At 53.5% G+C, this 19,862-nt stretch carries 18 protein-coding genes and 1 tRNA gene; 12 read left to right on the top strand and 7 right to left on the bottom strand.

What is annotated here, in order from left to right; translation table 11 throughout:
- Nucleotides 1-9 precede the first annotated feature (9 nt).
- Nucleotides 10-669 (top strand): glutathione S-transferase family protein, encoded by a 660-nt coding sequence (locus RIC29_03105; GenBank protein ID MEQ8733884.1) that lies wholly within the window; start codon nucleotides 10-12, stop codon nucleotides 667-669.
- 104 nt (nucleotides 670-773) lie between these two features.
- On the opposite strand, the gene RIC29_03100 is transcribed toward RIC29_03105, so the two are convergent.
- Nucleotides 774-862: transfer RNA gene (locus tag RIC29_03100), tRNA-Ser, on the bottom strand.
- 155 nt (nucleotides 863-1,017) lie between these two features.
- Between RIC29_03100 and RIC29_03095 the strand changes: the two genes are divergently transcribed.
- Complete coding sequence (locus RIC29_03095; GenBank protein ID MEQ8733883.1) at nucleotides 1,018-1,821, top strand: DUF481 domain-containing protein; 804 nt, start codon at nucleotides 1,018-1,020, stop codon at nucleotides 1,819-1,821.
- Between the two features lie 44 nt (nucleotides 1,822-1,865).
- On the top strand, nucleotides 1,866-3,056 hold the full coding sequence (locus tag RIC29_03090; GenBank protein ID MEQ8733882.1) for a hypothetical protein: 1,191 nt from the start codon (nucleotides 1,866-1,868) through the stop codon (nucleotides 3,054-3,056).
- On the opposite strand, the gene RIC29_03085 is transcribed toward RIC29_03090, so the two are convergent.
- Genes RIC29_03085 through gatC form a run of 5 tightly spaced genes read right to left on the bottom strand, consistent with a single transcriptional unit; the run spans nucleotide 3,046 to nucleotide 7,488 of the window.
- Complete coding sequence (locus RIC29_03085) at nucleotides 3,046-3,669, bottom strand: glutathione S-transferase N-terminal domain-containing protein (GenBank protein ID MEQ8733881.1); 624 nt, start codon at nucleotides 3,667-3,669, stop codon at nucleotides 3,046-3,048. The genes RIC29_03090 and RIC29_03085 overlap by 11 nt on opposite strands.
- A 21-nt stretch (nucleotides 3,670-3,690) precedes the next feature.
- A complete protein-coding gene (locus RIC29_03080; GenBank protein MEQ8733880.1) occupies nucleotides 3,691-4,263 on the bottom strand; it encodes a hypothetical protein in 573 nt (190 codons plus the stop codon).
- A gap of 1 nt (nucleotide 4,264) precedes the next feature.
- Nucleotides 4,265-5,722, bottom strand: coding sequence for an Asp-tRNA(Asn)/Glu-tRNA(Gln) amidotransferase subunit GatB (gene gatB, locus RIC29_03075; GenBank protein ID MEQ8733879.1), 1,458 nt, complete (start codon nucleotides 5,720-5,722; stop codon nucleotides 4,265-4,267).
- A gap of 3 nt (nucleotides 5,723-5,725) precedes the next feature.
- Nucleotides 5,726-7,201, bottom strand: a complete 1,476-nt coding sequence (gene gatA, locus RIC29_03070; GenBank protein ID MEQ8733878.1) for an Asp-tRNA(Asn)/Glu-tRNA(Gln) amidotransferase subunit GatA — start codon at nucleotides 7,199-7,201, stop codon at nucleotides 5,726-5,728.
- Entirely contained in the window at nucleotides 7,201-7,488 is a 288-nt protein-coding gene (gene gatC / locus RIC29_03065) for an Asp-tRNA(Asn)/Glu-tRNA(Gln) amidotransferase subunit GatC (protein MEQ8733877.1), read from the bottom strand. The genes gatA and gatC overlap by 1 nt, the downstream gene beginning before the upstream one ends.
- Nucleotides 7,489-7,581: 93 nt before the next feature.
- On the opposite strand from gatC, the gene ruvX reads away from it, so the two are divergent.
- The 9 genes from ruvX (at nucleotide 7,582) to rpmG (ending at nucleotide 19,270) form a co-directional block, all read left to right on the top strand.
- Nucleotides 7,582-8,049, top strand: coding sequence for a Holliday junction resolvase RuvX (gene ruvX, locus RIC29_03060; protein ID MEQ8733876.1), 468 nt, complete (start codon nucleotides 7,582-7,584; stop codon nucleotides 8,047-8,049).
- Between the two features lie 62 nt (nucleotides 8,050-8,111).
- On the top strand, nucleotides 8,112-9,074 hold the full coding sequence (locus RIC29_03055) for an aspartate carbamoyltransferase catalytic subunit (GenBank protein MEQ8733875.1): 963 nt from the start codon (nucleotides 8,112-8,114) through the stop codon (nucleotides 9,072-9,074).
- Entirely contained in the window at nucleotides 9,071-10,378 is a 1,308-nt protein-coding gene (gene pyrC / locus RIC29_03050; GenBank protein MEQ8733874.1) for a dihydroorotase, read from the top strand. The genes RIC29_03055 and pyrC overlap by 4 nt, the downstream gene beginning before the upstream one ends.
- Nucleotides 10,378-10,998: a glycerol-3-phosphate 1-O-acyltransferase PlsY gene (plsY, locus tag RIC29_03045; GenBank protein MEQ8733873.1), complete on the top strand. Its 621-nt coding sequence runs from the start codon at nucleotides 10,378-10,380 to the stop codon at nucleotides 10,996-10,998. Before pyrC ends, plsY begins: the two co-directional genes overlap by 1 nt.
- 6 nt (nucleotides 10,999-11,004) lie before the next feature.
- The gene (gene dprA, locus RIC29_03040) at nucleotides 11,005-12,129 is read left to right on the top strand and encodes a DNA-processing protein DprA (protein MEQ8733872.1); all 1,125 of its coding nucleotides are present in this window, start codon (nucleotides 11,005-11,007) and stop codon (nucleotides 12,127-12,129) included.
- A 66-nt stretch (nucleotides 12,130-12,195) separates the two neighbouring features.
- Entirely contained in the window at nucleotides 12,196-14,994 is a 2,799-nt protein-coding gene (topA, locus tag RIC29_03035; GenBank protein ID MEQ8733871.1) for a type I DNA topoisomerase, read from the top strand.
- Nucleotides 14,995-15,000: 6 nt separating this feature from the next.
- Nucleotides 15,001-17,298, top strand: coding sequence for a ribonuclease R (gene rnr, locus RIC29_03030; GenBank protein MEQ8733870.1), 2,298 nt, complete (start codon nucleotides 15,001-15,003; stop codon nucleotides 17,296-17,298).
- Nucleotides 17,299-17,347: 49 nt separating this feature from the next.
- On the top strand, nucleotides 17,348-19,009 hold the full coding sequence (locus RIC29_03025) for a S41 family peptidase (protein ID MEQ8733869.1): 1,662 nt from the start codon (nucleotides 17,348-17,350) through the stop codon (nucleotides 19,007-19,009).
- Between the two features lie 93 nt (nucleotides 19,010-19,102).
- Nucleotides 19,103-19,270: a 50S ribosomal protein L33 gene (rpmG, locus tag RIC29_03020; GenBank protein ID MEQ8733868.1), complete on the top strand. Its 168-nt coding sequence runs from the start codon at nucleotides 19,103-19,105 to the stop codon at nucleotides 19,268-19,270.
- 47 nt (nucleotides 19,271-19,317) lie between these two features.
- On the opposite strand, the gene RIC29_03015 is transcribed toward rpmG, so the two are convergent.
- Entirely contained in the window at nucleotides 19,318-19,689 is a 372-nt protein-coding gene (locus tag RIC29_03015; protein MEQ8733867.1) for a response regulator, read from the bottom strand.
- Between the last annotated feature and the right edge of the window lie 173 nt (nucleotides 19,690-19,862).

Here is a 19,862-nt window from a genome sequence, read left to right as displayed (position 1 = left end):
ATACTGACAATGCCGGACATTGAACTTTTCAGTTATGAAGCCTGCCCTTTCGCCCAGCGCACGCGCATGATGATGCTGGAAAAAGGCATAGACTGTGCGTTGACGGAAGTGGATTTGTACAACAAACCGGACTGGTGGAAAGAACTATCTCCCCATGGCAAAGTGCCCTTGATCAGACATAACGGCGACATTGTTTATGAATCACGGATCATCAACGAGTACTTGGAAGAGGTCTATCCGGAGCCACCATTGCTGCCCGCCGACCCCATGCTTCGCGCCAAGGCGAGAATCTGGATTGATTACTGCGACTCATATTTCCTTCCTGCTCTGCATAAGCTCATCGCAGACAAAAGAGATGAAGAAAAGCAAATAGAAAACCGTAAAGCCGTCTCCGAGAAGTTCTTGTTTATCGAGAAGGAAGGGCTAAAAAAGATGGGGAACGGTCCGTACTTCATGGGCAACACTCTGACGTTGATTGACTTGCAATTCATGCCTTTTATGGAACGCTTCCCATGTTATGAAGAACTCTGGGGCGCTAAGATTCCGGAAGAGTGTGGACGATTAAGAACATGGATCGATGCCATGCAGGACCGCGATAGCCATAAAGCTACGGCAAGCGCACACGCGTTTCATATGGAACGCTACAGCAGATACGATGAGGCTGCTTAAACCGCGCCCTGTTTTTTACCCCTCATCAAGCACGTGCCACGAACAAATACTCATCCATTGATCAAAGAAGACCTGGTCCTATGGCCTGTTTGATGTTGAAAAAGTGGCGGAGGGACAGGGACTCGAACCCTGGCAACCGTATGATCGGTTGACGGATTAGCAATCCGCTGCATTACCACTCTGCCATCCCTCCGCAGGGGTGACCGGGCGTGGAACATGAAAACTTACGAAGCAGTTGTCAAGGACGACGATGACAGGTAGAAACGATTTAATAATTACTGATTCCATCAAGAGAATCAGAGAGTTACCTGGGTGCACAGACAAAATTCCACTTTCGAGGCTTACACTATGCAACGCTCTATGCCCGCGTCTTCCACCCAAATCCCTAAAAAACGCCCTTTTTCTGTTCTAAACAGACGATTTTTTGCCGCATTGGCCATGCTCGGTTTTAGCGCAAGCGGACCAGTTTTAGCCGATACTGGTGAAACCGGCCTATCTGGCGAAGTGAATGTCGGTGGCTCCATGTCCACCGGAAACTCAGACACCACGCGAGTGGATGCTGAGATTAAGGCGCGCTACAAAGCCGGTCGGTTGGAAGACAATTACAGACTGCTAGGCGAGTTTGCAGACGACAGCGGCACAACAACCGCACAGCGCATCTTAGCCTCCGTCGAATCTCGATTTGACGTCCAGGAGCGGCTTTTTGTTTTCGGATACCTGGAATACGACGACGATAAATTCTCAGGGTTCAAGTATGAAGTCGAAAGTGCCATCGGTGTTGGCTACAAGATCATAGAAGATGAGAATTTACGCTTTCTGGTACAAGTCGGTCCTGGTTATCGCTACAGCAAGTTTTCAACGCCTGTCCCTCCCGCTGTCCCTCTGGTATCTTCCTCTGAAGATGGCATTCTCGTACGCGGCAGCGCTGAGTTGGAATACGACATCACAGAGACCACGTTCTTAAGCAACGCCTTGATTGTGACCTGGGACAGCGACAGAACAAAAATCGAAAACACGACTGCCCTGACAACCAAATTAATTGGCGATCTGTCGACACGGCTCTCCCTTAATGTCCGTCACAATACAGATCCACCGCTTCTGACAAAGAAAACGGATACGCTGTCTAAGGTCTCATTGGTTTACGGCTTCTAGGATTTACGGAGTCGCAACGACTGTCCCTTGCTAATGGTGCGGTAATGTCGATGATGTCTTCCCTGCAGCGCCGAATAAAACTTCAACTTATAGCTCTATGCATCACCGGGGCAGCACATGCGCAAACCGTTACTCCCTCTGGCATTGAGCTACATTTTGGTGGTCTAGGGACGGATGGTGCGAACGCCATCGCTGCGCTCTCAGATGGCGGCTTTGCGCTTGCCGGCTGGAAGACTTTAGACCAGGACAGAAGTGTTACGGAGAGCTGGCTGGTCCGGGTTAACCACCGCGGCGCATACATGTGGGATCTCCAACTCCCTCATTCAGCACCCTATGGCGTGACGGCTTTATCCCCGGCTTTTGATGGCGGCCTCTATGTTGTTGATGGAGAACGAGGGGACAAAACCGGCACCACACGCTTGTCTAAGATATCGCCTGAGGGCGTTACGGAGTCCCAGCGCACATACGGCTCCTCAGCTGGCGATACCCTGTCTGCCTTAAGGCCCACATTTGATGGCGGCTTAATCTTAGTCGGGCGCACCCTGAACCGAACGACCAATCAAGATGATGGCTGGGTTCTCAAACTAGACCGCTCACATGACGTCGAATGGTTTCGCGTTATTGGTGGGCCGGGTGAGGACGGCCTGGAAGACGTGAGTCTCTCGACCGATGGCGGTTACACCGCTGTCGGCTGGTCAACCCAGGAGAGTGATCATGTTGTGGGCTGGTCCCTTAAGCTATCCGAAAAGGGGGCAACAGAATGGGACACATTTCATGATATTGGTGTTGATACGGAATTCCATCACGTTTTACCTGCGCCCGCAGGATCGACTATCGCTGCGGCCACCACTCGCGCCACAAACGGTGACGGGCGAAAAATCGTTATATTGGCAATGGACTCAGAAGGCGCCCTAAGTTGGCAGCAAAGTATCTCTTCTCCGGGCAGCGCCACAGCGACCGGGCTCGCGCATGCAGCCACAGGCGGTTACCTGCTGTCGGCGTCGATTGAAGATCAAAATGGCATGGCTGGTTTGGCCGTTGGTATTGGATCAGACGGAACCCTGGACTTCATTCATCGACACCAAGGTAGCGGCGCGTTGCGGGCGCTCGCCATCACGTCAACGTCCAATGGTGGGTATGCGGTGGCAGGCTCGTCGGCGGGTCAAAGAACTCTGGATCAAGATGTATGGTTACTGATCAATGACTCTCTCAACGTCAACAAATCTAAAGAGTAGGAACACGCAGTCCTTTTTGAACGGCTGGTCGCGCGCCGACGGCCTCGAACCATCTGTTAACATTCTCCCATTCGCCGAGCCCGGCAAACATGGACTCTGCAGACTTCGTCCAGCCATAGCTTGCGATATCGGCAATCGAATACTCTCCGGCGAGATAGGCGTTGTTTGCCAGACGGGTATTCATCACCCCTAAGATCCGCCGGCTCTCATCGGTGTAGCGTTTCTTTGCATAGGGGACGTCTTCTTTTGCAAACTTAACAAAATGGCCCATTTGGCCGAACATTGGCCCGATGCTCGCCATTTGGAACATGAGCCACTCGGTCACCTCGACGAACTTACGGTGTTCTTCAGGCAGCAACGGGCTATTTGTTTTTCGCGCGAGATACAACAGGATCGCGCCGGACTCAAAAACAGAAATTGGCGCACCATCCGGGCCATCGGGATCAACAATCGCCGGAATTTTGTTGTTAGGGCTGATCTTCAGAAACGCATGCCCGAACTGCTCATCTTTCATAATATCGATGATGTGCACAGCGTAAGGAAGACCCACTTCTTCCAACATGATTGAGGCTTTCCAGCCGTTCGGTGTTGGGAATGTATACAGGTCGATCATTTTTGAATTGCCTTCAATGACTTAGTTACAAGCCGCCAACTGGCCAGGCTCTGCGGGCTTTAACGTATAAATTTCACCGTCACTTTCAGACGTAAAAACAGCTGTCGCCCGATCAAATCCCTCTGTTCGGTCTAGTGCCGTCAAATCAGCCCAAATCTTAAAGTAGTAACTAAACTCAACAACCTGATCATCACGTTGGAAAGCGACCAGTTGATAGCGCTCATCTCTGGCCAGGCGCTCATTCATGGCGGTCAGGTCTTCGCCCTGCCAATCTAAATCTGCCAGCGGCGGGACGATCGGGCCACCGGACGCAACAAAATACACACGATCCCAAGCAAACGCCGCTGAGTCCGCAAAACATATATAGGGACTATCCGGGGCTTCCCGGCCCTTCATAGTTGAGAAGGCTGTCTGATCTGATGGAGCTCCCACGATGGTCGCTCGCGCGGCTATATCAAGCCCAAATTTCCGCATCCAACTCGGAGCCATCATGGCATCGTAGACAAGCCACCCCGCAATCGCGGTGATGAGACCAACGGCAGAAATCCAAATCCAGCCTTTCCGCCAGAGTTGATGATCAACTTGAACTGTCATGCTAAGGAGCGAGCTTTTTCTTGAGCAACTCGTTCAGCATCCCTGGGTTCGCCTTACCGCCGGTTTGCTTCATCACCTGACCAACGAACCACCCAATCAGCTTGTCTTTGCCGCCGCGATAATCTGAGACCTTGTCCGGATTGTCCGCCATAACTTGGTCAATCGCAGCTTCAATCGGCCCAGTATCGGTGATCTGCTTGAGGCCCTTTTCCTCTACGATAGTCTCAGGGTCCTTGCCCTCTTCCACCATGATCTCAAAGACATCTTTTGCAATGCGTCCTGAAATCGTGTTGTCGGTTATCAGATCAATCAACTTGCCCAGGTTCTCAGCCGTTACAGGGCTGTCCGTAATCGACACGCCCTTTTTATTCAGGGCACCAAACAGGTTTGAAATAACCCAGTTGGCGGCCGCCTTGGCATCGCGTCCCTTAGCAACATCTTCGAAATAATTCGCCGTTTCCCGCTCCACGACCAGAACACTGGCGTCATAAGGTGTGAGCCCAAAGTCGGTCATGAACCGTTCTTTTTTCTCATCCGGCAATTCGGGCAATGTGGCTCTGATCTGTTCAACATACGCGTCATCGAACACCAGCGGCAGCAGATCGGGATCCGGAAAATACCGGTAATCATGGGCCATTTCTTTTGAGCGCATCGGACGGGTTTCGCCCTTGCTGGGGTCGTACAATCTGGTTTCCTGAGTGATCTCCCCACCAGATTCATAGACATCTACATGGCGGCGGGCTTCGTGCTCGATGGCTTGCATCACAAAGCGCACTGAGTTCACGTTTTTAATTTCACAGCGCGTCCGCAATCCATCTTCGCCAACAGGACGCACAGACACGTTGGCATCGCAACGCATCGAGCCTTCATCCATATTCCCGTCACAGGTGCCAAGATACCTGACGATTGACCTCAATTTTCTGAGATAAGCGCCGGCTTCTTCCGGGGAGCGCATGTCAGGCTTCGACACCACTTCCATAAGCGCAACACCCGAGCGGTTGAGATCAATGAAGGACTTCGATGGATGCAGATCGTGAATGGACTTGCCGGCATCTTGTTCAAGGTGAAGGCGTTCAATACCAACTTCTCGCGTTTCCCCTTCAGGAAGATCCAGAACGAGTGTCCCCTCGCCCACAATCGGCAATTCAAACTGACTGATCTGATAACCTTGCGGCAGGTCTGCGTAAAAATAGTTCTTACGGGCAAAGACGCTGCGCTTGTTGATGTGCGCTTTAAGGCCAAGACCCGTGCGCACAGCTTGTTCCACGCAGACTTCATTGACGACCGGCAGCATGCCCGGCATGGCGGCATCAACAAAAGAGACCTGGCTATTGGGCTCGGCCCCGAAGTCTGTTGGCGAGCCTGAAAATAATTTGGCGTTGGATATGACCTGGGCATGAACTTCCAGCCCGATCACGACTTCCCAGTCACCCGTTTCACCTTTTATGAGAAAGCTCATGACTTAGCCCTCCCCGTTGGCGGCTAAACCCGGAAACGCTGCCGCGTCCTCAAGCACACCGGCCACACGAAATAAGGTCTCCTCGTCCCATCGTTTGGTCAGGAGTTGCAAGCCAAGAGGCAAGCCCTCAGAGGACAGCCCCGCAGGCACTGAAATCCCCGGCAAACCAGCCAATGATGCAGGCACTGTGAACACATCATTGAGATACATGGCAATTGGATCATCAGATTTCTCGCCCAGGGCAAACGCGGACGTCGGCGCAGTCGGAGTCAAAATGGCATCAACGCCGTCAAAAGCAGCGACAAAATCTTGCGCAATCAACTGTCTGACTTTTTGAGCTTTGAGGTAGTAAGCATCGTAATACCCCGCAGAGAGTGCGTAAGTGCCAATCATGATGCGGCGCTTTACTTCATCGCCAAAGCCAGCTGCGCGGGTCTTGGAATACATATCATCTAGCGTTTCGCCTTCAACCCTGAGCCCAAACCGGACGCCGTCATAACGGGCAAGGTTCGATGAGGCTTCAGCGGGAGCCACAATGTAATACGTCGGCAGGGCATATTTGGTGTGCGGCAAAGCGATATCGATAACCTCCGCCCCGGCCGCCTTGAGCCACGCAATACCTTGATCCCACAGCGCCGCGATCTCGGCATTTAAGCCGTCGATCCGGTACTCGGCAGGAATACCAATGCGCAAGCCTTTAATGTCGCCAGACAACGCAGCTTCAAAATCAGGAACCGGCATGTCCGCCGATGTTGAGTCTTTCGGGTCGTGCCCGGCCATCACCGACAGCAGAATGGCAGAATCGCGCACGGTCCGCGTCATCGGCCCGGCCTGATCTAAAGAGCTCGCAAAGGCAATGGTGCCCCAGCGCGAGCAACGACCGTAAGTCGGTTTCATGCCCACAATGCCGCAGAAGGCCGCAGGCTGGCGGATAGAACCACCCGTGTCAGTGCCAGTCGCCCCAGCACACATATGCGCGGCAACCGCCGCTGCAGAACCGCCTGAAGACCCGCCAGGCACCAATGGCCGAGGGTCGCCGTGCTTTTTCCAGGGATTGTGAACACCGCCGTAATAGCTGGTCTCATTGGAGGAGCCCATGGCGAACTCATCCAGATTGGTTTTGCCAATCGTAATCGCGCCAGCCGCCTTGAGATTGGCCGTTACGGTGCTCTCATAGGGGGGTGTGAAGCCATCCAGAATATGTGACGCAGCGGTCGTTAGAATACCTTCGGTACAGAATAAATCTTTGATACCGAGAGGAATCCCCTCAAGCACGCCTGCTTGTTTATGTGTGCGATTGTGATCGGCTTCTTTCGCCCGTTCGATCGCAAGCTCGGGAACTTCCGTGATAAACGCGTTCAGGTCGCGATGAACCTCCATAGACTTCAGATAAGCCTGTGTCAGTTCGACGGCGCTGAAATCACCTTTTGCCAGACCATCGCGGGCTGTCGCCAAGTCGAGTTTGGTCAAATCGCTCATTATTCAATAACCTTTGGCACGCCGAAAAAGCCTTCATGGGACTCTGGCGCATTGGCCAGCACTTTGTCGGCATGACCGCCATCAGAAATCGCGTCTTTGCGCCATTTCAGAGTGAGGTCAGTGCCGCCCGTCATGGGCTCCACCGCATCCGTATCAACTTCCTGGAGTTGCTCTATCCAGTCCAATATTCCGCTAAGTTCTTGGGCCAGTGGGTTAAGATCTTGCTCCGGCACGTCGATCCGCGCGAGAACAGCTATTTTTCGGACAGTGGCGTCGTCGAGCGACATGGGCTATGGGTCTCCCTATAGAGGTAGTGACCGCCCTGCGCCGATGGCGCAAAAACGGCAGAAAGTAAGGGCTGCGATGATGTATCACTGGGTATGACGATCTGCAAGCCCGCCGCATTGAAAGAGGTTCTGATAAAGGGCCAATGCATACTGGGCCTGGACGTAGGGACCAAAACAGTTGGTGTCGCCATATCAGATACGGCGCTGATTATCGCCTCACCGCTCACCGTGATTCAGCGCGTGAAATTCACTAAAGATGCTGAGCAGTTGGTTAAGTTAATCGAGGACAACACGGTGGGAGCCCTGGTCGTGGGGTTACCCATTGAGATGGACGGTGACGAAGGCCGTCAGGCTCAGTCTGTACGGACTTTTATAGAAAATTTTCTGGCCATTCGCGATATTCCCACAGCTTTCTGGGATGAACGGCTGTCGACGGTCGCGGTTGAACGCATGATGGTCGAAAAAGCTGACTTAAGCCGCAAAAAACGTGGAAAAGTAGTGGATCGCGCTGCCGCCGCCTATATTTTGCAGGGCGTGCTTAACTTTTTGACGCAAAATTAGCCGGATGGAGACCAAATTTGTGAGCTTGTCGAACGGAAAGACCTTCAATATAGTCCGCGCTCATGCATGACCCTATCTTCCCGCACCATCATCTCCTCGGGATCGAAGGGCTTTCCCCCTTAGAAATCAATCGGCTATTGGACCTCTCAGACCCCTATGTCGAGGTCAATCGCGGTCCGGATAAAGTGTCCGAAAGTCTGAAGGGCCGGACGATCGTGAACCTGTTCTTCGAGAACTCGACCCGTACGCGCACCTCCTTCGAACTCGCCGCCCTGCGCCTAGGCGCGAACGTGATCAATATGCAGGTTGAGGCCAGCTCCGTCTCCAAGGGTGAAACCCTTATTGATACGGCGGTGACGCTGAATGCCATGCACCCAGATGTCTTAGTGGTACGGCACCCCCAATCGGGCGCGGTGAAACTCCTGGCTGATAAAGTGAACTGTGCCGTGGTTAACGGCGGGGACGGCAGCCACGAGCATCCGACACAAGCCTTACTCGATGCGCTCACCATCCGCCGCCGCCGGGATAAGATCGAAGGCTTAAAGGTTGCCATCTGTGGCGACGTCACCCATAGCCGGGTCGCACGCTCAAACTTTTACCTGCTGCTCACTCTTGGCGCTGAAGTTCGCGTGATCGCGCCACGGACTCTGATCCCCAGTCATCTCGACCGCTTGGGCGTGCAAACCTTCTCGGACATGCGCGAAGGGCTTAAGGATTGTGACATCGTGATGATGCTCCGGGTCCAAAACGAACGCATGAGCGGCAGTTTCATCCCGTCCGTTCGGGAATACTTCCGCTTCTTTGGTTTGGATCGCGAGAAACTATCTCTCGCCAAACCCGACGCCTTGATTATGCACCCTGGTCCCATGAATCGCGGGGTCGAGATCGACTCTGATGTGGCTGACGATTTCGAACGAAGTGTCATACGCGAACAGGTCGAACTTGGTGTTGCTGTCAGAATGGCGGTCCTAGAACTGTTGGCGAATAATTTGAGCGCTGACCGGGCTAAGGGTTCAAAACCATGAGCACTCCAAATACGATGAAGATTGCTTACATAGACGCGCGCATTCTCGACCCGGCGACGGGTTTGGATATCGTCGGGGATCTTTTGACCATCGGCGAGGATATTGCTGACTTCGGCGAGAATCTTTTTGGAAGCGCGCCCCCCTCCGACGCGACCATCATCAATGCCAAAGGTCTTTGCCTCGCACCTGGTTTAGTCGATATGCGAGTGCAAGTAAGAGAACCAGGCGAAGAACATAAAGAGTCGCTGAGAAGCGCCGCTGAAGCGGCCGTTGCCGGTGGCGTCACAACCATGGTCTGCTTGCCGAACACCCAACCGGTGCTTGATGATCAAGCCACCCTGGAGTTCGTCGCCCGTCGTGCCCGCCTGCTGGCCCTCACAAAAGTCTACGCATATGGCGCAGCGACCAAGGGACTTAAAGGCAAAGAACTCGCGGAACTTGGATTACTGGCCGAGGCCGGCGCAGTGGCATTCACCGATGGCACGGTCGCCATCGCAGATACCCAGGTGATGCGGCGGGTTCTGTCCTACGCTGCAACCTTTGACCTGATGATTGTTCAGCACCCGGAGGATGCTGCGCTCGCTGGAAACGGTGTGGTGACCTCCGGCGAGATGGCAACGCGATTGGGACTTTCTTCAATTCCACGCGAAGCCGAAATTATTATGCTTGAACGCGATATGCGTCTGGTTGAGATGACGGGCGCACGATATCATGCCGCTCACGTTTCCACATCCGAAAGCGTTGAGATCATTGCCCGGGCCAAAGATAAAGGCCTGCGCGTCACCTGTGACACGGCCCCCTTCTACTTTGCCTTAAATGAATTAACCGTCGGCGAGTATCGCACGTTCGCAAAACTGTCTCCACCTCTACGCAGTGATGAAGACCGGCAAGCTATTGTTGAAGGCTTAAAATCAGGCATCATTGACGTCATCGCCAGCGACCATTCACCACAGGACCAAGACAGTAAACGCCTGCCCTTTGCGCAGGCTGCTTTTGGCGGTTCGGGGCTGGAAACGCTTTTGGCCGTCTCGCTTGACCTCGTGCATAATGAAGACCTCAGCCTGATTGAAACGTTAAAGCGGGTCACTTGCAGCCCGGCTCAACTGCTCGGATTAGACGCGGGTCATTTACGCAAGGGATCGCCCGCAGACCTCGTGTTATTTGCCCCCAACGAAGGGTGGAAAGTGGTTGGCGACAACTTTAAATCCAAGTCCAAAAACACACCGTTCGACGGTCGCCCGGTACAGGGGAAAGTCTTCCGGACCATCATCGATGGCCGCACCGTATTCGAGGCCGCATCCTGATGCTGCTTCAGCTTGCGCCTTCGTCTTGGACCTTCGCCCTGATCGTTCTGGGCGGCTACCTTGTTGGCTCTATACCTTTTGGCTTATTGCTCACGAAAGCCACAGGTGGTGGCGACATTCGGAATATCGGATCCGGCAACATCGGCGCGACCAATGTGCTACGGACCGGGCGTAAAGGCATCGCCGCAGCGACACTTTTTCTCGATGGTGGTAAAGGGGCACTTGCCGTATGGCTCGGTGCCATGGTTGCTATTCCTCAAGCCGCAGAGATTGGTGGATTAATCGCTGGCGCAGGTGCTGTGTTGGGACACAACTTTCCCATCTGGCTCAAGTTTAAAGGCGGCAAAGGGGTTGCGACAACACTCGGCATGATGCTCGGGTCCGTCCCTATTATTGGGGCGATGTCCTGCGTCACATGGATCGCGATGCTGATTATCTTTCGCTACTCCTCTCTGGCGGCTTTGATTGCGCTGGCCCTCGCGCCCGTGTTTGCCATGCTCCTTGGCATGGAAAATGCTGCGCTGATGTTTCTCGCACTCGCCATTCTCGGCTGGGTGCGGCATTGGTCTAACATCGGACGACTGCTGAAAGGCGACGAACCTCAGATCGGTGGATCATAGACGCCGATGGCGTCCAGTCGTTCAACTGACCCGGAGACACTCGCCAGCCTTCGGCTAATCCGGTCAGAAGGCATTGGTCCGGTGACCTATCACGGATTGGTGGCACGATTCGGCTCGGCCAGCAAAGCACTGGCCGCCCTCCCCGATCTTTCAAAACAGTCCAAGCGTAAGAAGCCGTTTCATGCCATTTCGCAAGAGCAAATCGAACAGGAACTGCACCAGTTAGAGAAGGTTGGTGGAACCCTTGTCGGCATGAACGAGGCACATTATCCAAAAAACTTAGCGGAGACCTCAGATGCACCGCCGTTTCTAACCGTGTTGGGAAACGTGGGTCATTTGTCCCGTCCGGCTGTTGCAATCGTTGGCGCGCGCAACGCCTCTCTGAATGGCAAGAAAATAGCCCACCAACTAGCGCAAGATTTGACGGCTGCTGGTTACACGGTTTGGTCTGGGCTCGCACGAGGTATTGATACAGCAGCCCACAGCGGTGCGGTTGCACGATCGACGGTGGCCGTTCTGGCCGGTGGTGCGGACGTGCTTTATCCCAGAGAAAACGCCGACCTCTATGAACGTATCAAAGCCAATGGCGCTGTTGTTTCCGAGATGCCGCCAGGCACTGAACCACAAGCGGCCTACTTCCCAAGACGGAATCGGATTATCTCTGGCGCCAGTGCTGGCGTCATTATTGTCGAGGGAACCCCAAAGTCAGGGTCGCTTATAACGGCGCGGTTTGCCTTAGACCAAGGCCGTGAGGTTTTTGCCGTTCCCGGCTCGCCTCTTGATCCGCGTGCCCAAGGTCCGAACGGTTTGATTCGGGATGGCGCAGTCCTCGTGCGATCTGCCAATGATGTTTTGGAGGAACTCGAGCGCGGCAGTGAAAATCTGTTTAGCACAAAAGACTCGGTATCAGATGACACCCAACACATTGAAAAGATTGATGAAAAAGATGATGAAACGTTACGCTCTGAAATCTTAAGCGAGATCAGCACAACGCCAGTGACAGTTGACGAACTGCGACGACAGTGCCAAGTGTCTGCCCCCATGATCGCCGCCACGCTGCTTGATCTCGAGCTAGCGGGGCTTATTGAACGGCTTCCGGGCAACAGAGTTACTGCTGTCCGGAACACATAATCAACGACGGGTAGGATGGCGAACCATGCCTCTTCCCGCTAGAATTTAGGACGCGAAAACAGATCGATGAATAACATTGTCATCGTCGAATCCCCGGCAAAGGCCAAAACCATTAATAAGTATCTCGGCAGCGAGTACACAGTGATGGCATCCTATGGTCACGTCCGTGATCTACCGCCGAAAAATGGGTCTGTGCGACCAGAGGAAGACTTTGCGATGGATTGGGAAGTCGCAGCGCAATCGAAAAAGAATCTATCCGCTATCATAAGTGCGGCCAAAGATGCCGATATCATATACCTCGCAACGGATCCGGATCGTGAAGGCGAAGCCATTTCTTGGCATGTGCTCGAAGAACTGCGCAATCGCAAAGCGATCAATGAGAGCCAGGTCAAGCGGGTCACATTTAACGCGATCACAAAAAGTGCCGTGCTTGAAGCAATGAGCAAGCCGCGCGAACTCGATACAGAATTGGTGAATGCCTACCTTGCTAGACGGGCCTTAGACTATCTGGTTGGATTTAACCTCTCTCCCGTCTTATGGCGCAAACTCCCAGGCAGCCGCTCCGCAGGTCGTGTGCAATCTGTCGCTCTCCGCATCATCTGCACGCGAGAACTGGAAATCGAGAAATTCCAGGCTCAAGAGTATTGGACCGTAGATGTCGATCTCGCGAAAAACGGTGAACAGACGTTTGCATCACGACTGACACATTTAAATGGGGAAAAACTCGACAAGTTTGGTTTACCAGATGAAGCGAGCGCGATGGCGGCAAAAACAGCCATTGAAACAGCCTCTTTTGCGGTCGAATCCGTCGAGAAGAAACAAAAGCAACGCCGGCCCTACGCCCCGTTTACGACGTCCACTCTTCAGCAAGAGGCTTCAAGACGCCTCTACTTTAGTGCGCGTCAGACCATGGACACAGCGCAACGTTTATATGAAGGCGCTGAAATTGGCGGAGAAACGGTTGGTCTGATTACCTATATGAGAACGGATGGCGTCCAGATTGATAGCGCCGCAATCAATACCGTGCGCAATGTAATCGGAAAAGACTTCGGTGATAAGTACGTGCCTGAAAAGCCACGGCATTACGCAACCAAGGCCAAGAATGCACAAGAAGCCCATGAGGCAATCCGCCCAACGGATCCCTTGCGCCGCCCGCAAGACGTCGCCCCTTACCTCTCAAAAGATCAATTGCGCCTCTATGAACTGATTTGGAAACGCACCATCGCGAGCCAAATGGAATCGGCCATCATGGATCAGGTTGCCGTAGTCACGGCCTCGGCAGACAAAAAAACAAAGCTGAGATCAAACGGCTCAGTCATTCGCTTTCCCGGCTTTCTCAAAGTCTATGAGGACAAGCCGCAAGCCTCAAAAGAAGCTGATACCGGCAATGAAGACGCAGACCGGATTCTACCGCCACTGGACGAAGGCGATGGCCTGACTCACAGCAACGTCTCGCCCGATCAACACTTTACCCAGCCGCCACCGCGGTTTTCAGAAGCCAGTCTCGTGAAGACGATGGAAGAGTTAGGCATTGGTCGCCCCTCGACATACGCCTCGATTATTCAGGTTCTGCAAGATCGTAACTATGTGCGTATGGATAACCGGCGCTTCATCCCTGAAGATCGTGGGCGGGTTGTGACGGCCTTCCTTGAGAGCTTTTTCTCCAAGTACGTCGAATACTCTTTCACCGCAGACCTAGAGAATAAGCTGGATGAAATTTCCGGCGGCCGGCTGAGTTGGAAAGAAGTTCTAGCTGAGTTCTGGAAAGATTTCATTGTGGCGATTGAGGGCACCAGTGAACTCAGAATCACAGAAGTTATCGATACGCTGGATGAACTGCTCGAACCGCATCTGTTTCCCAAAACAAATGACGGCACAGACACGCGCCAATGCCCATCGTGCAGCGATGGACGCCTATCGCTTAAATTCGGAAAGTTTGGTGGCTTCATCGGGTGCAATAAATATCCCGATTGCCGCTACACACGCCAATTGTCCGCAAACAGTAACGATCCTAACGCCGCAATGGCAGAAGGTCCGAAAGAGCTGGGCGAAGATCCTGAAACAGGCCATATGGTGACGCTGCGGGCGGGTCCATACGGCGTTTATGTCCAACTGAGCGATGCGGAAACGCTGGCCGCCATCGCCGCGGCAGAAGCCCCGCCTGTGGCCGAAGAAGAGCCTGTCAAAGGCAAGAAAGCCAAAAAACCAAAGAAGCCAAAAGTCCCAAAACCCAAGCGCTCTTCTTTGCCAAAGGGTATGGACCCCGCCGACGTGGATTTGGAAAAAGCGCTTAAACTGCTCTCTTTGCCTCGTGAAGTTGGCATCGACCCAGAATCAGGCGAGATGATTCTGGCTGGCATCGGACGCTTTGGCCCTTACCTCAAGTATGGCGACAAGTATCAGTCCTTGGGTGTCGATGATGACGTCCTAGAGATCGGCCTCAACCGTGCCGTTGTTGTTATTGCGGAAGGTAAAGAGAAAAAAGGGCGTCGTGGTGGCGGATCGGCCAAGTCTTTGGGTGAACATCCCGATGACGGAAAAGCTGTTACCGTGCGGGACGGTCGTTTTGGTCCTTATGTCCAGCACGGCTCGATTCGTGCGACACTCCCCAGAGACATGGAGAAAGACGCCGTCACGTTTGACGAAGCCATCGCCCTGATTGCCGCTAAAGCTGCAAAAGTCGGAACAACTAAAAAAACAGCAACTAAGAAAACCGCTGCTAAGAAAAAAACCACAGCCAAGAAAAAAACGACCGCGAAGAAAAAAACAGCTGCCAAAAAGAAAGCAGCGCCCAAACGCAAGACAGCCGTCAAAGAAGCAACGTCCGAACACTCCAGGGACGACTCAGGGGAAGCTGGCGCTTAAACACCATTGGCCATTCGCAGAAAAGACGCTCCGGTCTCCGCGCTGCCCACCAAGGCAGATATCTTGGCGTATGTGCAGCGGTCCTCAAAACGTCTTGCGAAACGGGATATTGCGCGCGCCTTTAACATTCGCGGTGCCGACCGGCCTGCGTTCAAAGAAATTCTGAAAGAGCTGGAAGCCGAAGGGTCCATAGACCGCGGCGGCAAGAGACGCTTTGCCGAAGCTGGCCGTTTACCTGATGTCGCTGTGCTTGATGCCATCCGGACAGATGACGATGGTGACCTGATCGGTCAACCCGCCAACTGGGAAGAAAAAACAGCCCCGCCCATAATTTTTATTCTTCCTTCGAAAGAGGTGAAGGGAGCAATCGGCGTCGGGGATCGCGTCCTCGCCAAGATGAAATTACTTGAAGACGGTATCTACCAGGCGCGACCGATCAGAAAGCTCACCGGCGGTCCGAAACAAATTCTCGGCGTATGTGAAAAAACAGATCACGGAGGGTTTCTGATCCGCCCTGTTGACCGGCGCGAGCGGCAGACCATTACCGTCGATAAAGCAAAATCCAATGGCGCTCAGCATGGCGACCTCGTTCTGGTCACCTTGGAGCGGTCCGCCAAACGCGGCTTCGCAAAAGGCCGGATTATAGAAACGCTGCATAACGCAGGTATTGAGAAGGCGCTCAGCCTCATCGCCATTCACAGTCATGGCATCCCGCACGAATGGACAGCCGCCGCCCTAGAACAGGCGGAGCAGTGCGGCCCTGCCCCGCTTGGTAAACGCACCGACCTGCGTGACCTTCCTCTGGTTACCATCGACGGATCAGACGCCCGCGACTTTGACGATGCCGTATGGGCTGAGCAGGACCAAGACCCCAACAACCCCAAGGGATGGCATTTGATTGTCGCGATTGCGGATGTGAGTTGGTATGTCACGCCGGGTTCTCCCCTCGACACAGTGAGTCATGACCGGGGGAACTCGACTTACTTCCCGGATCGCGTAGTACCCATGTTGCCGGAAGCTTTATCTAACGGCTGGTGTTCTCTCAGGCCAAACGAAGACCGGCCCTGCCTTGCGGTTCATATGTGGATCGATGTGCACGGCGAACTTTTGCAACACAAATTTGTCCGTGGCCTGATACGCTCACACGCGCGCCTCACCTACGAGCAAGCACAAGCGGCCGCAGATGGTCATGGCGATGAAACCACAACCCCGCTGATCGACACGGTCATCACGCCTTTGTTTGGGGCCTACGCCTGTCTGGATAAGGCCCGTAAGAAACGTGGGGCGCTCGCACTGGACATTCCAGAGCGTAAAATTCTGATCAACGATGAGGGGCAGATGACCGGCGTTGAACCACGCGCCAGACTTGCCAGTCACCAATTGATCGAAGAGTTCATGGTCGCCGCTAATGTGGCCGCCGCGCAAACGCTGCAACGCGCGAAGGCTCCTGGGTTATACCGTGTGCATGAACCGCCCGACCCTGAACGTGTCGACAGCTTGCGTGTCACGCTCGAAAGCATGGAGCTCAAACTCAATTCAACGGGCAGCATACGCGCAAAAGATTTCAACTCTGTTCTTGAAGCCGCCAAGAACGACCCGGCCGAATCTTTGGTCAACACCATGATTCTGCGCACCCAGTCACAGGCCAGATACGAACCAGAAAACTTGGGCCATTTCGGGTTGGCACTGAACCAATACACGCACTTTACGTCCCCTATTCGCCGCTATTCAGATTTAATCGTGCATCGCAGCCTGATTCGAGAACTAAAACTTGGCAAAGGCGGTCTCGAAAGTGATGCCGGGGCGCTGCAAGCGACGGCAGAGCATATCTCCATGACAGAGCGCAGGTCATCAACAGCCGAGCGGGAGACTGTTGATCGCTACACTGCCGCCTTTCTGGCCAATCAAGTCGGTGCGACATTTACAGGACGTGTGAATGGTGTCAGCCGGTTTGGTTTATTTGTCACGCTGGCGGGGACCGGCGCGGATGGCATTTTGCCGATCAAGCGCCTGCCCGATGACTACTACGATGTCTTTGAAAACACCCACATGCTGGCCGGGCGGCATTCCGGCCTGGCCTTCTCGGTGGGGGATCCCATTACGGTCACGCTCACCGAGGCCGACGCCATGACCGGCGGCCTGGCATTTAATTATGTAGATCACACCCCTTTACGAGAACGCGCCTCGGGATCAGCAAACACCTCAGAACACAGGAAATATGGCCAAAAACCTGGGCAAAAGCCCAGCAGAAAAAGTGGCCGTAGCCGTGTCAAAAAAGCGGGCCGCCGGAAAAAACGCTCATAACCCTATAACTTAGGGGTTTTCGTCACGCTGGAGTTTCGTATGATTTGGCATGATCACTCGTCATGTCCATATGATCGCTTCTGCAAAGCCACGCATAGAACTCCGCCACAGGGTTATGCGTTGCCGTGCGGCTTGGCTCGTTGGGGCTTTGTTTCTCATCTCAGGCTGCACATCGACCGGCGTGGTTTCTGATAAAACCAGCCTGGGCGGTAAATCTACCGTCGAAGGGTTTGAACTTCTGGAATCCCAGCGGGTCCTGTCCCATGGGTTGGCACAAATCGAAGAGCGCGCCCTCGACAAACCCAGCATCGAGAAATTTGTTCTATCCGGCTTAAGCGGCCTGGCTGACATTGATCCGCTTTTTTCCGTGGTTGAGGGCGATGGAAAAATCAGAACCTATGTGGGGACGGTCTTAGCTTCAGAGTTGAGCAAACCCATTGAGAATGGCGAAGGAGAGCAGGCAACAATAAATGCTTGGCTGAGGCTTTTTCACGGATCACTGATCGGCGCACGGCGTCAATCTGCTGCCTTGGTAGCCGCAGACCCTGAGCAGATCTACAATGCTTTCTTCGATTCAGCCTTAGATCAACTGGATGCTTACTCGCGCTATTCAGGTCGTTTGCAGGCACGTGCCAACAGAGAAACCCGCAACGGCTTTGGCGGCATAGGCTTGAGCTACGTTGCCACTGACATCGGCCTCGAAGTGCAGAAATTACAGCCGGACGCCCCCGCCAGAAAAGCGGGCATCGCTGTCGGTGATATCATTACCCATGTCGATGGGCAGTCTTTCGCCACCAAGCGAAGCTGGATCGTGCGCAGATTATTGCGCGGGCCGATTGGGTCCACATCAGTGTTCACAGTCTTGCGCAGCGACCTCAATGGGGCGAAGGCCATTCCTGTGATCAGAAAGCTGGTCGTTCCTCAGACCGTTGAGTTTTTCGTTGAAGACTCTATCGCCATCATTGAAATTCACAGCTTCAATCAACGCACCAGTCAAACGGTTGAACGTTTGCTGGCAAAAGCGCTCACGGATGATCCTGCCATATCGGGGATCATCCTGGACCTCAGGGGCGATCCCGGTGGCCTGCTTGATCAAGCCGTGACTGTCAGCGACCTGTTTATGGAAAATGGCCGCATCGTCTCGACACGCGGGCGGCATCCAGAGTCCATTCAGCGCTACCAGGCTTTTGAGGGTGATATTGGCCAAGGGCGACCGGTTATTGTTCTGATTGATAGCCGGTCGGCGTCAGCGTCTGAAATTGTTGCCGCCGCGCTCCAGGACTCTGGCCGCGGGCTTATCGTCGGGACGTCTTCATATGGCAAAGGAACGGTTCAGACCGTCGTACGCCTTCCCAATGAAGGAGAAATCACGCTCACGTGGTCACGTTTTTATGCCCCCGCCGGCTACGCAATTGAGGATTTAGGGGTGCTTCCCATGGTCTGCACGAGCGGCCTGACAGGCCCCGCCGATCAAATACTCCAGAATTGGCGGCAGACCGGCAGCAGGGTGGCGAGCCTGAAAGCAGAATGGCGGACCGTTGCGGCAAATGATATTGCCGCCCGGGCTGCGCTGCGGGGCCACTGCCCAGCCGAGGTGCGCGACGAAAACACCATCGACTTAGAAGTGGCTAAATCATTGATATATAACAAAACACTATACGCCCAGGCCATCGGCCTCACAGGCATCCTGGAAGCCCAGCAACGACCTTAACGCTTTGACTGACGTGTCAGTTAGGCTTGACACCGGTGCCGGGCGGAGTATGTTGCCGCGCTTACACATCCTTTGTTTTCCGCGAGATTAATTATGGCTAAACCGGCAACAATTCAAATCAAACTCGAAAGTACAGCTGGTACTGGGTATTTTTATACAACGCGGAAAAACCCACGGACGCTGACCGAAAAAATGGAAGTGCGAAAGTACGATCCGAAAGTGCGCAAGCATGTGATTTTCAAAGAAAAGAAAATCAAGTAGGGGACTCTCCCCTCGCCCAAAACTTTGATGTTTTACGCCAAGTTATTCTAGGCCGCGTCTAGGTACTTAGAGACTGTCTGCAAAAAGCTAGATACGGAAATCGGCTTTGCGATGTAACCATCGCATCCCCCATCCCGTATTTTTTCCTCGTCGCCCTTCATCGCAAAAGCCGTCACGGCAATAACCGGTATAACTTTAAGGTCATCATCGGCCTTGAGCATCTTGGTAATTTCAAGGCCAGAGATCTCGGGCAACTGAATGTCCATGAGAATCAGGTCTGGCCGCTGCCGGCGGGTAATATCCATAACCTGGCGACCGTCTTTGGTTTTTAGGGTGATATACCCATGAGCTTCCAACAGATCATTGAAGAGCTTCATATTCAATTCATTGTCTTCCACGATCAGAATAGTCTTCGACATTTTTGGAAGTCCTTGGAACCCGGATAAACGAACCGAAACAAGTGGATATATGATTCCACTATAAGTTTCGACTAAATCATTTACACCACGACAATATCGAAAAAACAAGAGTTGGAAGCGCGGGTCAGCCTACAAACTATGGCCTTTCACTGTCGACAGGCTTGTACAGCACG

The organism is Rhodospirillaceae bacterium, from assembly GCA_040219235.1.
Classification (GTDB): domain Bacteria; phylum Pseudomonadota; class Alphaproteobacteria; order Rhodospirillales; family Rhodospirillaceae; genus WLXB01.
Note: the sequence above shows the minus strand (reverse complement) of the source record. Positions and strands in the feature narration are given on the sequence as shown.

Excerpts from the sequence above, each read along its gene's own strand:
- RIC29_03105 (MEQ8733884.1), top strand. The coding sequence starts at position 10 with ATGCCGGACATTGAACTTTTCAGTTATGAAGCCTGCCCTTTCGCCCAG.
- RIC29_03095 (MEQ8733883.1), top strand. The coding sequence starts at position 1,018 with ATGCAACGCTCTATGCCCGCGTCTTCCACCCAAATCCCTAAAAAACGC.
- RIC29_03090 (MEQ8733882.1), top strand. The coding sequence starts at position 1,866 with ATGTCGATGATGTCTTCCCTGCAGCGCCGAATAAAACTTCAACTTATA.
- RIC29_03085 (MEQ8733881.1), bottom strand. The coding sequence starts at position 3,669 with ATGATCGACCTGTATACATTCCCAACACCGAACGGCTGGAAAGCCTCA.
- RIC29_03080 (MEQ8733880.1), bottom strand. The coding sequence starts at position 4,263 with ATGACAGTTCAAGTTGATCATCAACTCTGGCGGAAAGGCTGGATTTGG.
- gatB (MEQ8733879.1), bottom strand. The coding sequence starts at position 5,722 with ATGAGCTTTCTCATAAAAGGTGAAACGGGTGACTGGGAAGTCGTGATC.
- gatA (MEQ8733878.1), bottom strand. The coding sequence starts at position 7,201 with ATGAGCGATTTGACCAAACTCGACTTGGCGACAGCCCGCGATGGTCTG.
- gatC (MEQ8733877.1), bottom strand. The coding sequence starts at position 7,488 with ATGTCGCTCGACGACGCCACTGTCCGAAAAATAGCTGTTCTCGCGCGG.
- ruvX (MEQ8733876.1), top strand. The coding sequence starts at position 7,582 with ATGACGATCTGCAAGCCCGCCGCATTGAAAGAGGTTCTGATAAAGGGC.
- RIC29_03055 (MEQ8733875.1), top strand. The coding sequence starts at position 8,112 with ATGCATGACCCTATCTTCCCGCACCATCATCTCCTCGGGATCGAAGGG.
- pyrC (MEQ8733874.1), top strand. The coding sequence starts at position 9,071 with ATGAGCACTCCAAATACGATGAAGATTGCTTACATAGACGCGCGCATT.
- plsY (MEQ8733873.1), top strand. The coding sequence starts at position 10,378 with ATGCTGCTTCAGCTTGCGCCTTCGTCTTGGACCTTCGCCCTGATCGTT.
- dprA (MEQ8733872.1), top strand. The coding sequence starts at position 11,005 with ATGGCGTCCAGTCGTTCAACTGACCCGGAGACACTCGCCAGCCTTCGG.
- topA (MEQ8733871.1), top strand. The coding sequence starts at position 12,196 with ATGAATAACATTGTCATCGTCGAATCCCCGGCAAAGGCCAAAACCATT.
- RIC29_03025 (MEQ8733869.1), top strand. The coding sequence starts at position 17,348 with ATGATCACTCGTCATGTCCATATGATCGCTTCTGCAAAGCCACGCATA.
- rpmG (MEQ8733868.1), top strand. The coding sequence starts at position 19,103 with ATGGCTAAACCGGCAACAATTCAAATCAAACTCGAAAGTACAGCTGGT.
- RIC29_03015 (MEQ8733867.1), bottom strand. The coding sequence starts at position 19,689 with ATGTCGAAGACTATTCTGATCGTGGAAGACAATGAATTGAATATGAAG.